Genomic DNA, 15,671 nt, shown 5'->3' with positions numbered 1-15,671 from the left:
TATAAAAAAATGAAGTTGGATTTGTGAGGTGAGTGCGCTGGGAACAGTTTGATTGAGTGATTGCGCACGGTTTGTTTACACGTGTTGATGTAAAAAGTGTAAATCCACTTTTCTGCGCTGTCAAGAAAAATTTTTACTTTTTTTGTGAATTTTTATAGATTGTCTAGTTAAGCACGATAATGACAGTCAAATTAAGTTGTAATCAGATGTTTTTTGTTTTCTTCGTATAATTTTAACTGGGCGCACACTTCTTCTTGAGGAACTTCCTTGTCCTCATTTATTCCCGGACAGAAAGTTTTTTCAGCTTCCCAAGAAGATTTTGATTCTAGGATTTTTGTCCAAAAAGGGTAGGTTCTGCATTGGACTGGGCGTGCGTTGTATGCTTCGCAGCCTTTTTCTTTGTTCCAGAAAATACATTCGGTTTTATTTTTGTCTTTTAGGCACAAATATATTTTTCCGTCGGCATTTTCGAGCTTGCGGCAGTAGACTTTTGTGAATTGCTCTTCTGTGAGTTCAGCCCATTTGCAAAGCTTTTCAAGATCAGCTTTACTTAAAAGAACAACTCCGCCTTCAAGACAGCAGCAGTTTTTGCATTGCGCGCATTTGAATTTTAAGTTTTCAGTGTATGCCATTTTGCCTTTGAATTTTAAAATGAAATTATTTCTTCGTAAACTCTGATTGCGTACTGGTCGGTCATTCCGCTTATATATTCAACAATGCATTTTTCCCAGCTTTCGTTGTCGTTCACGTCGAACACTTCTTTTGTCTTGTAACGCATGATTTCTTTTTTCTGCGGATTATAGTTTGTGTATTTTACAAGCCAGTCTGAAAAAGTTTTTTGAAGTTCCGGGGAATAGCGCAGTACATTTTCAACTCGTCTGTTCTGGGCGTAAACTTGAATTTTCATAAGTGTTCTGTAAATGCAGGAAAGCACGTTTTCAGCATAACGCTGGAATTCCAAAAGCCGCCAGTTGTTGTAAATGTTTGCAAGGCTGAATCTTTTAAGTTCATGTATGAATTTAAAATAAGGCTCGCTGAAACAGATTCCTTTTTCCGGGGAACTTTGCGCGCACAAGTCTACAATCATGTCGTTTATTAAAACTGTTGTGTTTACGGCTCTGCCTGATCTGAATGCTCCGTTTGTTGTATGCAGGGAATATTTTTTGTTTGGCCCAAGTCCGAGCGTTGCGCCTACAATTTCGCGCATCTGTCTGTATGCCGCCATGTCAAGAATGTGATAGGCTCTTGCGTCTTCTATGTCTCTGCCAAGAAATGCGATTTTGTCGCTTGTTTTTACAATGCATCCTTCCCAAGTGAATGGCTGGACAATTCCCGGCCGCTTTATTGAATACAAGTCGATTGCTTCTTCTCGTGGCTTGAGTCCCTGCTGGTCAATTTCTCCGCAGTGGCAAATCAGTCCGTCGCGCACTGCATAAGTCAAGTCTAGGTTCTTTGAAATTCCGTCTGGGTCTTGAAGTGTTTCTATAAAATCTGCAAAGAAAAGGCTGTTGCGTTCATGCCAGAATTTCTTTGGAGCGTTTTTTCCTTCCTTCTGATTTTTTATGAGGGAATTTAAAATGTCTTCTCCTGTGTGTCCAAACGGAGCGTGTCCTATATCATGTCCGATTGCGATTGCTTCCGTCAGTTCTTGGTTCAGTCCCAAGTATTTTGCGATTGTCGCGCTTACACTGGCAACATGGTTTACATGCTCAATTCTTGTGCATATATGATCGTTTTGTGGAGCATAGAAAACTTGAGTCTTGTGCTTTAAGCGGCGGTATGCTTCACAATGAAGAATTCTTGTGTAGTCGCGCTCGAATTCTGATCTTATGTCGTTTCCGCGGTTGTAAAGTGTGTTTTCGCGTTTTATGCACTGCTGCCACTTTGGATTTTTTTCATCAGTTTTTACAGAAGCAAAAGAATCTTTCATAAAAAAAAGTTTATATTTTATTTTGGATTTTTACAAGAAAACTGGACTTTTTATATTTAAATAGTTTAATATTTTTGTATGACAAAAAATGAACTTAGGAAGCTTTTGAAAACTGAATTGTCCGAAGTAAGCGCAAATGAAAAAATTGTTGCGTCAAAAAAAGCGTGCGGCTTGCTTTTTGAATTTATCACGAAAAATGATTTTGACATTGTGCTTTCTTATATAGATTTAAAAAATGAAATTTCACCGTTGGAAATGAACCACGCGCTTATGATGCAAAATAAAATTGTTGCAGTTCCAAAAGTTGTTCCTAAAACTCAAAGAATGAATTTTTACATTCTTGACAATTCAATGGAAATTCTTAAGCAGTTTGAAACTGGCGCATTTGGAATTAGCGAGCCGATTGAAAAAAAAGAAAACTTATTCAATGCTGAAAACTTTGCAAAGAAGAAAATCTGCGTTGTTGTTCCGGGAGTGGCTTTTGGAAACAAAGGACAGCGGCTTGGGCACGGAATGGGATTTTATGATATTTACCTTTCTGATTTGAAGAAAAAATGTGTCCAGAATAATTGCAGTCTTTTTTTAGCTGGGCTTTGCTTTGATTTTCAGATAAAAGAAAATATTCCTGTTGACGGAAACGACATTTTTATGGATTCAGTTTTTTCAGATAAAAAACGCTATTTCTTTGAGTCAACAGAATAAACTTTCATCAATGGTTCTTCTGGAAAATATTTTTCTATTGCATCTAAAAAATCTTGCGGCAAAGAATTTTCAATGTAAAGATAATTTGTCAAATACTGTTCTTTTTTCTGAAATGAAGCCATGAGCTTTGCAGTTCCGCTGTTGGTTTGTGTTGCGAAAAGATTTTTTTGCTTCCATTGAATTTTTATTTTTTCACAAGCCCAATTTTGAGTTTCTTCTTCCGAAAGTTCTTTGATGAGTTTTTCTCTTGCAGTTTTGTAAGCGTTAAAAAATATTCCTGTTCTTTTTAATTCGTCTGCTTGAATTGTTCCGACTGGAATTTTTGTTGAAGCTTTTTCTGTTTTGCATGAAATTTCATTTCCGAGAATATTTTGAATTTCTGTACATAAGGTTGAAAGCAGCGAATTGAAAATTTCCACATCTTCAACTGTGTCGTCTGTTGATTTAAAATAAATCTGCGCCGGGTCAGAAAAATTTTTTGTTGGAACAAGTCTTGGAGAATCTTTTGGCGCAAGGTTTGCAGGAAGGTCTGTTGTGTAAATGTGCTTTAGCTGGACTTTTCTTTCTTTGTTTTTGAATGAAGGTTTTGGAAGAGCAAGTTCTTTTCGCTCGGATTGTTCCTTTAAAATTTCAAATGTGTCTTGGCAATATTTTATGGCTTTGTCAAATTCAACATCGCCGCAAATTGCAATTGAGTACAATGAAGCGTTCAAAAGTTTTGTGTATTCCAAAAGCAATGCTTGGTACGAAGACGAGTTGCGTTCTTTTTCTTCTGTTTTAAAAACTTTGCTGAATGGAGTTGAGCGGTAAAGATATGCAAGAGCATTTGATTTCATTTGAAAACCTAAGTCTGCGTTTTTCATTCTTTGTTCATATCCTTCTTCTCTAAAAAGCAAGTCTGCCTGAACTGGAGAAACTGTTCCGTAAATCAATGCGTCTGAAATTTTTTTGAGCGCATTTTCTAGTTCTTCTTTAAAGACTTCAAATGAAATGTATGAAGCTGTTTCGTCTGTTTGATTTTTTATGTTTTCTATTTTTGAATTTTTTGCAACTGCGGAAATTAAAACAGCTCTTAAAATCGTTTCCGACTCTGGGGAAGCAAATTTTCCTCCAGAAATCGAAATGCAGACTGCGACAGTTTTTGAGTTCGGGTTTTCTTTTACTGCGACAGGAATTCCATTTTTCAATTCTTGATGTTTTATGGATTCAATGCTGTTAAAATAAAAGTAATCTGCTGGTCTTATTTCTATCGTTGGGTTTTTGTTTGATTTGGATTTTTCAAGTGCTGTTTGCATTTCTTGCTTTGCTTTTTTTGCAAGAAGCTCATTTGTGTACCAAGAAGCGTTTTCTTGTGTTACAAGTTCATATCCTTGTTCGTCAAATGATTTTTTATTTTTTTTATAGACAGAATTATTTACAAGCAAAAAAATATAAGGCTCTTCATTTAAAATTGTTTTTGAAATATTTTCTGTTGTTTCATTTTCTACTTGATAAACAGATTCTTCAAATCCTTGGTAAAAATTTTCCGGCGTTTCAAATTTGTTCATTGCCCAAAATTCTGCAAGCTTTGAAATTAGATTGCTGGAATTTCCTGTAAGCTCTTGATATTTTTTTATTATTTCATTTTGTACAAGTTTTATTTCATCTTCGGTAAGATTTGCGCATTCAGTTGCTGCGGTTAAAAAAGTTTGCGCTTGGTCTGCGATGCTTTTTCCTTTTGAAGGCTCTTCAATTAATGCTTGCAAAATAAATCTTGAGTTTCCATTTTTTATTGCGGAAGCTGCGGTTATAAAATCTGCGCTCCTTATATTCAGTTCTGGAATTTGAGGAAGCATTGTTTTGTATTTTGAGTTTGCATTGTTGAAAGCGCATGACAAAATATCTGCCTGGCTTTGAGAAAGTGAAGTGTATTGAACAACAATCTGTGTAAGCTCCGGGGAAAACTCTTTTGCAGCAAGAACAAATTTTTTGCATTTGCTTTGCTGTGAATTTTCAGTTTTGAATTTTTTAAAAGTTGAATCTGTGCTTTTGGAATTCCAGTCTTTAAATGCTTCCTGAGAAATTTCCAGTGCTTTTTTTTCAGTTATATTTCCTGTGATAAAAAGCGCGCTGTTGTATGGCGTGTAAAATTCTTTTGAAACAAAATTGTACAAAATTGCCCTTGCTTGCCTTGTGTTGTAACCAGAAAAAATTGCAGGATAAATTCCAGAGTCATGTTTCCACGGTTCTTTGTAAAAAATCCGCGAGTCAATTGCGCTGTTTATAAATCCAGTTGTGCTTTTTGAATATGCAAGGCTTTCTTTTTTCATTTGCGAAAGTTCATCTTCAATTTCCTTGTCGCTGAAATTTGGCGAGGCGGCACATTGTGCAATTTGCTCCAAGTAAAGTTTCAGATTTTCAGGCGGAACTTTTGCTTTGAAAATTGAAGAATCCGCATTGCATTCTGATTGTATCGAAAACGCTTTTAAAATTTCTTTTGCTTTTTCTGATTTTGAAAAAAGCCTTGTGTACAATGGAAAAAATCCGGCGGTAGATGAAGTCTGGCTTGAAAAACCTGCTTTTACAACAAGCTCAACATTTAAAAGCGCGCTTGTTTCATCTGGAATTATAAAAACTGTGAGTCCGTTTTGAAGTGTTGAAATGCTTAGTTCCGGCTTGTTTTCCTTTGCTGATTCGGCTTGAGAAAAAACAAATTCAATGCAGAAAAAAAATGCGGCGCATAAAAAAAACTTTTTTGGCATGGCTTCATTATAACATTCATGTTTGCTTTTTCCAATTGAAATATTTCTTTGCTTTTTTAAATTTATCGTATATAATGGTAATTATGCTAAAAATAACTCCGGCTTGTAAAATAAATAATTTAAAAAAAATAAATCCTGATTTTATAAAGGGAAAGCGAAATCCTACTTCTGAAGAAATTGCAGTTCTGGAAAAAAACGGAAACTCTTCGTCTGACCCTGAATGGAAAAATTTTTTTGTAAGCTCTGAAGATGGAAAATTCAATCCGTCGCAAATCCGGCAGAGCGATTTTTCTGGAACTGTTATTATTGGAGAACTTTTCGATTCTGAAATTTCGTTCCATGATTTAAAGCTGCGCACAGGAATTTACAGTTCAAATTTAAAGAATGTTTGCATTGGCGATAATTGTGCTATTCAAAATGTAAGGTATCTTGAAAACTACAAAATCGGCTCACGTGTAATTCTCTTCAATATAATGGAAATATCCTGCACGGAGCATTCTAAATTTGGAGAGGGACTTTTAAAAGAAGGCGACCCTGAGTCAAATAGAATTTGGATTGGCGTTGGCAACGAAAATAACCGGCGCGCAGTTCTTCCTTTTGCTGAAATGATTCCGGCTGATGCTTTTTTGTGGTCAAGATTCCGCGAAGACAAAGAACTTATGCAGCGTTTTGTCGAGCTTACTGAATTTGGGAAATCAAAAGAAACTGGAACTTATGGAATTGTAGAAGATGATGTTGTCATAAAAAATTCAACGCTTTTAAAAGATGTAAAAGTCTGCTCATGCGCTTACATAAAAGGCGCTCTCAAGCTAAAAAATATTACAATTCTTTCTTCGGAAGATGAGCCTAGCCAGATTGGAGAAGGCGTGGAAATGGTCAATGGAATAATGGGCTACGGAAGCCATGTTTTTTATCAGGCTATTGCAGTCCGTTTTGTCATTGGAAGAAACTGCCACTTGAAATACGGCGCGCGTCTTTTAAACTCTGTGCTTGGAGACAATTCTACAGTTTCATGCTGCGAGCTTTTAAATAACTTGATTTTTCCGTTCCATGAGCAGCATCACAATTCTTCATTCTTGATTGCTTCAACTGTGATGGGGCAGAGCAATATAGCTTCGGCGGCGACGATTGGCTCTAACCATAATTCAAGAAGTCCTGACTGCGAAATGATTGCTGGCCGCGGATTTTGGCCGGGACTTTGCTCTGATTTTAAGTTTGATTCAAAATTCGCTTCGTTTGTTCTTGCTTCAAAAGGCAGCTATGTAAATGAACTGAATATAACTTATCCATTTTCTTTGGTCGCTCCAAGCTATGAAGATTGCACCGTTCACATTATTCCTGCTTACTGGTTTTTGCATAATATGTTTGCAATTGTGCGCAATAAATATAAATTCCAGTCGCGCGACAAAAGATTTATAAAAGTCCAGCATATTGAAACGAATCCGCTTGCTCCAGATACTGTGCAGGAAATTATTTTTTCTATTAACAGGCTTGTTGAGCTTACTTCAAGATATTTAAAGCTTCCGTCTGATGACTGCCGGAAAATGACAAAGGAAAATCCCAATCCTGAGCTTCTTGAAAAATTCCGGGAGCTGGCAAAGTCTGCAAAGGATTCCGCGTCGCTTCTTCAGATTGCAAAAGATTATCTTCATCAGAATTCGGATTCAAAATTTCTTCTTGTTGACGACCGCTGCCAGAAAAAATTCGGAGCGATTATTTACAAGCCCGCGCAAGGCTACAAGGAATATCGCCGTGTTTTAAAATATTTTGCGGCTGAAAGTTTGATGGAATATGTTTTAAAAAACAACCGCGAAAGTCTTTGCCCGGCTGATTTTGATGAGATTGAAAAAATTCCGCTTTATACAAAATGGTACAATGTTGGCGGCCAGCTGATTCCAGAAGAAAAAGTTGAAGAGCTTTTTGAAAAAATAAAATCGCATTGCATAAATAATTGGCAGCAGGTTCACGCTTATTATGATGACTGCCAGAAAAACTACACAGAATATAAGGCGCGCTATTCCGTTTATATAATAGAATTTCTTTATTCCAAGAAAATTACAGAATTCGATGCCAGCGATTTTGAAGATCTTTTGCAGGATGTTGCTTTTGTTGCAATGAATATGCTTGAATCTTCAATTTCTATACGTGAAAAAGATTTTACAGATTATTTCCGCTCAATAACTTTCAGAAATGAAGAGGAAAAAAATGCTGTGCTTGGAACTTTGTGCGATGACGAGTTCCTGAAAAAACTCAAGGCTTCAACGGAAGATTTTACGAATTCGCTGAACAAGCTTTTTGTGCTTATGCATTGAGTTTTTTTTTGGGGGGGGATCCTTGAAAGTCCTTTCATTCTCTTGACATCGTTATGTGCTTTGCTGTAAAGTCTATCTGTATGAAAAAAGCACTTCTTCTACTAGCACTAGATTTCTCTTTTGTTTGCCGAACTGACGGTTGCTAGTAAGTTGCTTATTATTGTAAATTACAGACCTGTCGTTTGGCGGCAGGTCTTTTTTTATATTAAAATGTATTTTTATAAAACAAGGAGTATTTATGACTGCAAGTATGAATCCAAACGGAAAGTATGCGCGCGTTGGCGACATTGAGCTTCCGAACAGAAAATGGCCTTCAAACAAAATAACAAAGGCTCCAATCTGGTGTTCTGTTGATTTAAGAGATGGAAATCAGGCTCTTGTAAATCCAATGGGAATTGACACAAAGCTTGCGTTTTTTGACCTTCTTGTAAAGCTTGGGTTTAAGGAAATTGAAGTTGGTTTCCCGGCTTCAAGCGACACTGAATATGAATTTATCCGCCGTCTTATTGAAGAAAATCACATTCCTGATGATGTTACGATTCAGGTTTTGTGCCAGGCGCGAGAGGCTCTTGTAAAGAAAACTATGGAATCTCTCAAAGGATGCAAGCAGGCGATTTTCCATATTTACAATTCAACTTCTCCGGCGCAGAGAAAATATACTTTCAATAAATCCAAGGAAGAAATCAAGCAGATTGCGGTTGACGGCGTAAAGTGCATAAAGTCCTGCCTTTCCGACGAAGACAGAAAAAGAATCCGCCTTGAATATTCCCCGGAAAGTTTTTCACACACTGAAATTGACTATGCGGTTGAAGTTTGCGAGGCTGTAAAAAATGAATGGGGCTGTTCTGCGGACAACAAGATTATTATGAATCTTCCGACAACAGTTGAATGCTACACTCCGAATGTTTATGCAGATGCGATTGAATATTTTGCAGAGCATATTTCCGACCGCGAAAACATAATTATAAGCACACACTGCCACAATGACCGCGGAACAGGTGTTGCTTCCTGCGAGCTTGCTTTGCTTGCCGGAGCAGACAGAGTTGAAGGCTGCCTTTTTGGAAATGGAGAGCGGACAGGAAATCTCGACATCGTGAATGTTGCTTTGAATATGTACAGCCAAGGAATAGATCCTCAGCTTGATTTCCATGACATTCAGAGTGTCGGCGAGCTTTATACAAAGTTTACGGAAATGGAAATAAATCCGCGCACTCCTTATGTTGGCGAGCTTGTGTTTACTGCGTTCAGCGGAAGCCATCAGGACGCAATCAGAAAAGGAATGGCGGCGCGCACAAAAATGCCTAAAAACGCGCTTTGGGATGTTCCTTATATTCTTATTGATCCGCACGACATCGGAAGGCAGTACGAGGGAATCATCAGAATCAACAGCCAGTCTGGAAAAGGCGGAGCGGCTTACATTCTTGAGCAGGAATACGGAATTTGTCTTCCAAAGGCAATGCATCCGGCTCTTGGCGAGCTGATAAAGAAAGCTGCCGACGAATCTCAGCGTGAGCTTGACAAGTCTGAAATTTACGATTTGTTTGTTAAGCATTGGCTTGAAGCAAAAGGAAATCTTTCGATTGTTGATTTGGCGGAAACTCATCTTGAAGGAAAAGAAAATTCCGAATCTACTTCTTGCCGCGCTGTTGTTGAATGGAAGGGAAAACGCTATTCAATCGGAAAAACAGGAAACGGACCTCTTGACGCATTTGCTGGTGCGCTTTCTGAAATTCCGGCTCCAAAGTTCAGCATAACGGCATTCCATGAGCACAGCATTGGAACAGGAAACGATACTTCCGCAGTCGCCTATGTGCAGATTACGTGCGAAGATGGAAACCAGTACTGGGGAGCTGGAAAATCAACTAACGTTGGCCGCGCCGGTGTTGACGCTGTTGTAAGCGCCTTGAACCAGATAAAATAGCTTTTAGAAAACTCAGAAATTTTTCTTCATTGAATTGCATAGAAAAATCTGTTATAATGCAGTCGCTCTTATTTTGGGGCGGCTGTAATTTTTTTTCCGGGACTGAAAATGCTTTTTTATTTGGCTTTCAAGAATATCATATCAAGAAAAAGCTCGTTTGTTATTGTTCTTTTTATTGCATTTGCCGTTATGCTTATGGCTGTTATAAATTCAGTTTTTGACAGCACAGAAAACGGAATTGAAAAAGTTTTTTCCAAAAGTTTTACAGGCGACCTTGCGATTTTTCCAAAAAGTGATATTCCGCTGAGCCTCTTTGGGGACGAAACTCCAGTAACGGGAACTCTTACAAAAATAAATACGCTCGTTCCTTTTGGTGAAATTTCAGATTGCCTGAATTCGATTCCTGAAATAGAAAAAAGTGTTCCGCAGGTTACTGGAACTGCCGCCTTGGAATTTAACGGAAAAAGAACGCCTGTCTGGATTTTTGGAGTTCCTGCTGAAAAGTATTTTGAATGTATGTCTTCTATAAAAATTCTTGAAGGCTCTCCTTTTTCAGATTCCGAAAGAGGCGTGATGCTTTCAAAAAAATATGTGCAAGAAATGAATATTTCTGTTGGAGACACAGTTCAGTTTCTTGTTGTTGACGGTCCTACTTTTAGAATCCGCGCGGCAAAACTTTCCTGTGTTTATGAATATCCTGTTGAAAATTCCACGCTGGACAGAATTGTTCTTGCGGACGCTTTTACAGTCCGTTCGCTTATGGATATGTCTGAATCTGTTGCGGACACTTCATTTATCGGAGAAGAAAAAACTGATTTGCTTGAAAGCGATTTGGATATTGAATCTCTTTTTGATGACGCGGAAGATATTTGTGCAGTCGTTGTTGAAAATCCGTTTGAAGAAATTCAGCCTGTCTTGGAAGAGCCAAAAACTTTTGACAGTTCTTCCTGGAACTATATTGTCTGCTCTCTTTCTCAAGGTGAAAATCCAAAAAAGACAATAAGAAATTTGAATCGGATTTTTAAAAAGAATTCCTGGCCGGTACGCGCTGTTGCTTGGAGAACTGCCGCTGGAAGCACGGCTTTGTATCTTTACTGGATGCGGGTAATTTTCAATGTTGGCGTAATTGTTATTCTTGTGGCGGGATTTATAATTATAAACAATACGCTTGTTGTAAACGTTCTTAACCGCACGCAGGAAATCGGAACTTTAAGAGCGCAGGGAGCTTCAAGAGCTTTTGTTTCGCTTCAGTGCATGGCTGAAACTTTTATGCTTACAATAACGGCTGGAATTCTGGGCTGCATTTTTGGAGCGATATGCACAGCCGCATTGTCTTCCATGAACATTGAATTTAAAAATGTTTTTCTGATCCAGCTTTTTGGAACTGACCATCTTGCTGTTGCCACGTCATTTTCGATTATGTGCAAGTCAATGCTTCTTTCTGTTTTGCTTGGGCTTTTGGGCTGGATTTATCCTGTTAGAACCGCTTTAAAAGTTAATCCTGTTCAGGCTATGCAGGGGGCAGTCTGATGAACTACGCTAAGCTTTCCGTCCGCTCGTTGCTTTTAAGGTGGCGGCAGTACATTTCTCTTTTTTTTGTTTGCGCTGTTGGTGCCGGAGTTTCGCTTTTTTCTTTTTTCCTTATAAACGGAATGTTGTCTTCTCTTTCGATGAAGGCTGAAATTTATTACGGCGGAAATTATCAGTTTTTAGGCGGAAGAAATAATTTGGAATTTTACGACTGCCGGGAATTTGTTGAAAAGCTTTCTGGAATTTTTCCGGCTGGAACTGTTGTTTCTCCAAGATTTGATTTTGATGCGGATTCCGCTTCGTTTTATTATGAAGGCGTTGAAGTCCGTCAGCGTGTAATAAAAGGCGTTGACTTTGAAAAAGAAAAAATTCTGTTTTCAAAATTCAATTACGTGCAGGGAAGCGCAGACGGAATTGCAGGAACAAACGGCATTTTGATTTCAGAAAAAATCGCATCCATGCTGGAAGTTTCAACTGGAGATTCCATAACATTTATGCTTAGAACCGGGCCGGGCTACATAAATACTGTTCAGCTTGTTGTAAAAGGCATTTTCAAAGATTCAAGCGTGTTTGGAACTTACACTTCTTATGTTGACATTGATTTTCTGCGGAAGGCTTATTGCTCGCCGGAATTTTATGCAAATAGAATCGGAATATTTTTTCCTGATTCAGTTCCTTCTGCAAAAGATACTTTGAAATATCAGGCTCTTCTTGAAAAAGAATTCAATATGTACAAGCTGGTTAATGATAAGTACGATTTTTACGATCCGCTTTTAGCCGGGCAATTCAGCGAGCCGATTTATGCGTTTATAGTTTTGGACGCAAACATGGAAGATTTGGGCGTTATAATTGACGCGATGAAAATAATAACTTCGCTTGTAATTGCGGCTCTTGTAATAATAATTGTTGTTGGAATCAGCAGCACTTACAGAGTTATTGTAATGAAGCGAATAAATGAAATCGGAATTTACAAGGCGATTGGAATGGAGCGCGGTTCTGTGATTTTGCTTTTGCTTAGCGAGGCACTTGTGCTTTTAATTTCCGGCTGTGCGTGCGGCTGGGGATTTTGCTTGCTTTTGGAATTCATTGTAAAGCAGTTCAATTTTTCTTTTATTCCGGCGTTTGATATGTTTTTGACAAACGGATATATTGTTCCCATGAACTCTTTTGGCGGCGCAATGCTGATTTTTGCAGTCATAATTTTTACTACAGTTTCTGCGATTTTGTTTTCTCTAAGAGCCGCTATAAGAATTACTCCGGTTCAGGCGTTGACTGTAACAGAATGAATTTATGCTTGTTAATAATTTAAAAGTTAAGATATTTAATGGATGGACTATGAAAAATTTTAAGAAAATTGTCAGCTTTGTTTTTTTTGTTTCCGCAGGAATTTCTGTTTTTGCAGCTTCACATGACGAGCTTTTAAAGCAGGCGCAGGAAAACACAGCTTTTTACGGAACGGACTTTAAAGGATTTTATTCAGTTGTTCAGGAAAAGCCCGGCGAAGGAAAAAATGTTACGGAAGCCATTATGTACCGCAGAGACAGCGAGTCAAAATGGACAATTCTTGTTACAGGTCCTGCAAAAGACAAAGGAAAAGGCTATCTTCAGTATGACAACAATATTTGGTTCTACGATCCTGCCGACCACAGATTCACATTTACAAGCGCGCGGGACAAATTTCAAAATACAAACGCGAACAATTCAGACTTTGCGCCGCAGTTTTACTACAGGGATTATTCAATAGAAAATTCTTCGGAAGTAATGCTCGGCAAACTCGAATGCGTAATGTTTGTGCTAAAGGCAAAAGTCCAGAATGTGGATTATCCCGAATTGCATCTTTGGGTTACAAAAAATGACGGACTTGTGCGCAAAAAGGAAGATTACAGCCTTTCCGGACAGAAACTTAGAACAACTGCGATTCCTTCGTATCAGATAGTTCAGGCTTCAGGTAAAAATTATTATATTCCTGTAAAAATGCTTATCACGGACAATTTGCGCGGAAAGAAAATCGGCGAAAAAACTCAGTTCGAGCGCACTCAGATTACGATTACAAATATAACTTTTGACCGTGTGGAAAATTCAGTTTACACAAAACCATATCTCGAAATGATGAGCGAAAAATAAAATGAAGCGGATTTTTTCTATTGCGGTGTTTTTCTTTTGCGTTTCGCTTGCTTTTTCTCAGGCGGAAGATGATATTTCGTTCGATGACGATTTGCTTTTTTCAGATTCCGAAGATATTGTTGTTGAGCAGTCCGATGCTTCGGAATATGTTTCTTCCAAGCAAACGTTGAAGATTGGAACTTCCGAATATTTTATTCCGCTGAAATTCACAGGCCATTTTGAATCTGACTTTGGATATTACGGAACAAAGCACAATCAGAATTCCGAAGATAACGAATTTAAGAATTCAGTTTATTTTGACTTGGCGAATTATATTTATTTTATGGCGCGCCTTGACAAAACACTTTCTGTGCGCGGAACAACCAGCGTAACGTTTCCGCCTAAAAAAGATTCCATAAAACTTGACGAGCTTTATTTTGACTATCTGATTTGGGACAGAATTTATATTACGGCAGGAAAAAAAGCGACTACCTGGGGATACACAAGGCTTTTCAGCGGTGAAAACGCATACAGCCTTTATACGGATACCGACTACGACAAGCTTACTGAAGAAGAAAAAGAGCAAATCCGCCAGACAATTGAAAAGCAAGGTTATCTTTACACAAATATTTTAAGCGACAGTTCCGACACTGTTTCTGGACTTTTGCGCATTCCTTTTTGGACTGGAACTTTGTCCGGAATTATTTTGTACAACGGAACTTCAACAGAACCTGAATTTGAAGATATTTCGGCGGCTGGTTCTCTTGAAATGACATTTTTCCATACAACTTTCAATGTTTTTGGAAGAAAAAATCCAAAGCCGGAAACTGGCTCAACTCCGATAACTGTCGGCGCGGAAGCAAAACGGACTGTTTGGGGAACGGATCTTTATTTTCAGGGAATCGGAAAACTTGCGGATAATCACCGCGATATTTCAAAGTATGTTTTTACAGGCGGATTTTATCATTTGTGGGACGGTCATGATCCGAATTTCGGCTTGAACTTTGAATTTCAGGATTCTTACAACAAGGAGCTTGAAAAAAACAGCTGCCGCATTTATCTTGACCTGGGCTTGAAGCGTCTTGGAAAAAACAAAGACATGAAGCTTGGCTTGCAATGGCAGCACATTATAAAAAGCGAAACTGAAGACGACAAAAGCGGCCTTGTGAAATTTGGCTTTATAAAATCAGGGCTTTTCCCGAACGCTGAATGGAACACAGGAATTGAAGTCCGCTATCATCAGGTTGATGCAAACTACGAAAATAAAATTTACATGATTCGGCTTGGTAGCTCAATTCAGGTAAAAATGGACTATTAAACTGCTGTTTGTGTTGATTTTATGCGGAAATATATATAATATTATTTTATAGGATATTTCTGAATTTTTGCAGATTTTCTGCATTATAAAAACCGAGGTGCTTATGGCTGTTCAGCCTATAGATCTTTCTACCATTTATTCTCAGATGGATAAGATTGGGCAGTTCAATGCTTCGCAAGTTCAGACTGCAAGCATGGCGAACAGGCAGCATCTGGAAAAAACAGCCCAGCAGCAGACGCAAAAAGCCCAGACTGTTACAGAAACTTCCCAAAGCGAGGACTCTGCAAAAATCAAGGCGGATGTGAGTCAGGGCGGGGGAGCTGGACAAGGTCTTTTGCAGGGAGAAGGAAAATCCGCAAAGCAAGAGCCGGAAATTAAAAAGCCTACTGTCTACGAAATAAAAGATCCGAATCTTGGACAGCATATTGATATTACAAGCTGAAAAAAAATGCCGTTTGCGTTGACCATTGCTGTTTTTATAATATTTTTCAATATACTCATGTGGGTTGTCTTTTTTAAGAAGTTCAACGCTTTTTTTTCCACGGATAAAATTATTGAAGAAACCAATGAAAAGGCAAAAGAAATTATCAAAAGCATAAACTTCAATGCTGGAAGAAGCATTGATTTAATAGAAGATAAAATCAAGCAGCTGAAAGCTATTTCCGCAGAAGCCGAACGCAAAATCGGAATGCTAAAAAAAGAACTTTCTCTTGCTGAAAAATCAAAGTCATTTCAGAAAAAACTGGATTTTGCTTCCAAAAATTCCTTTATGCAGGGCGACTTGTTTTTTACGGAAAAGGCGAAAAATGAGCTTGGAATAAAAAATTTGCCCAAGCCGGAAGTTGAAGTTAGAAAAATTCCTGTGGTTGAGCCTGAGCTTTTTATGGCGGAAAATCCAATTGTTCCCAAAAAAGACTTTAAAACACAAGTTTTGGAACTGCGCGCCCTCGGAATTCCGGCTGAAGAAATTGCAAGAAAAACAGGCAGAAGCATTCAGGAAGTAAAACTTGTAATTGAATTTTCTTAAGTTTTTATAATTTTTGCGGACTTGTTTTAATAAATATTTTCCCAAAACGGCTTTTTTTTCTTGAACTTTGAAAAGAATCAGAGTATA

The 15,671-nt window shown here is 38.0% G+C and carries 12 protein-coding genes; 9 read left to right on the top strand and 3 right to left on the bottom strand.

Going from position 1 to position 15,671, the window contains the following annotated elements:
• Positions 1-191: 191 nt before the first annotated feature.
• Positions 192-632, bottom strand: a complete 441-nt coding sequence (locus Q0H92_RS05820) for a YkgJ family cysteine cluster protein (RefSeq protein ID WP_296012863.1) — start codon at positions 630-632, stop codon at positions 192-194.
• A 14-nt stretch (positions 633-646) separates the two neighbouring features.
• Positions 647-1,930: an HD domain-containing protein gene (locus Q0H92_RS05815; RefSeq protein WP_296012861.1), complete on the bottom strand. Its 1,284-nt coding sequence runs from the start codon at positions 1,928-1,930 to the stop codon at positions 647-649.
• A 78-nt stretch (positions 1,931-2,008) separates the two neighbouring features.
• Between Q0H92_RS05815 and Q0H92_RS05810 the strand changes: the two genes are divergently transcribed.
• Positions 2,009-2,632 carry a 5-formyltetrahydrofolate cyclo-ligase gene (locus Q0H92_RS05810; RefSeq protein ID WP_296012858.1) on the top strand — a complete coding sequence of 208 codons (624 nt, stop codon included), beginning with the start codon at positions 2,009-2,011 and terminating at the stop codon, positions 2,630-2,632.
• Here the strand turns inward: Q0H92_RS05810 and Q0H92_RS05805 are convergent.
• Entirely contained in the window at positions 2,608-5,373 is a 2,766-nt protein-coding gene (locus Q0H92_RS05805) for an insulinase family protein (protein WP_296012856.1), read from the bottom strand. The genes Q0H92_RS05810 and Q0H92_RS05805 overlap by 25 nt on opposite strands.
• An 83-nt stretch (positions 5,374-5,456) precedes the next feature.
• On the opposite strand from Q0H92_RS05805, the gene Q0H92_RS05800 reads away from it, so the two are divergent.
• From Q0H92_RS05800 to Q0H92_RS05765, 8 genes are all read left to right on the top strand, one after another.
• Positions 5,457-7,685, top strand: a complete 2,229-nt coding sequence (locus tag Q0H92_RS05800; protein WP_296012855.1) for a DUF4954 family protein — start codon at positions 5,457-5,459, stop codon at positions 7,683-7,685.
• Positions 7,686-7,923: 238 nt separating this feature from the next.
• The gene (leuA, locus tag Q0H92_RS05795) at positions 7,924-9,606 is read left to right on the top strand and encodes a 2-isopropylmalate synthase (protein ID WP_296012853.1); all 1,683 of its coding nucleotides are present in this window, start codon (positions 7,924-7,926) and stop codon (positions 9,604-9,606) included.
• Between the two features lie 108 nt (positions 9,607-9,714).
• Positions 9,715-11,136, top strand: coding sequence for an FtsX-like permease family protein (locus Q0H92_RS05790; RefSeq protein WP_296012851.1), 1,422 nt, complete (start codon positions 9,715-9,717; stop codon positions 11,134-11,136).
• A complete protein-coding gene (locus tag Q0H92_RS05785) occupies positions 11,136-12,422 on the top strand; it encodes an FtsX-like permease family protein (RefSeq protein WP_296012850.1) in 1,287 nt (428 codons plus the stop codon). Before Q0H92_RS05790 ends, Q0H92_RS05785 begins: the two co-directional genes overlap by 1 nt.
• Before the next feature lie 49 nt (positions 12,423-12,471).
• Complete coding sequence (locus Q0H92_RS05780) at positions 12,472-13,260, top strand: outer membrane lipoprotein-sorting protein (RefSeq protein WP_296012848.1); 789 nt, start codon at positions 12,472-12,474, stop codon at positions 13,258-13,260.
• Position 13,261: 1 nt separating this feature from the next.
• Positions 13,262-14,557, top strand: a complete 1,296-nt coding sequence (locus tag Q0H92_RS05775; RefSeq protein ID WP_296012846.1) for a hypothetical protein — start codon at positions 13,262-13,264, stop codon at positions 14,555-14,557.
• Positions 14,558-14,660: 103 nt separating this feature from the next.
• Positions 14,661-14,999, top strand: a complete 339-nt coding sequence (locus tag Q0H92_RS05770; protein ID WP_296012844.1) for a hypothetical protein — start codon at positions 14,661-14,663, stop codon at positions 14,997-14,999.
• A gap of 57 nt (positions 15,000-15,056) precedes the next feature.
• Positions 15,057-15,584, top strand: a complete 528-nt coding sequence (locus tag Q0H92_RS05765) for a hypothetical protein (protein WP_296012842.1) — start codon at positions 15,057-15,059, stop codon at positions 15,582-15,584.
• The last annotated feature ends 87 nt before the right edge of the window (positions 15,585-15,671 follow it).

Source organism: uncultured Treponema sp. (genome assembly GCF_934725225.1).
GTDB lineage: Bacteria > Spirochaetota > Spirochaetia > Treponematales > Treponemataceae > Treponema_D.
Note: the sequence above shows the minus strand (reverse complement) of the source record. Positions and strands in the feature narration are given on the sequence as shown.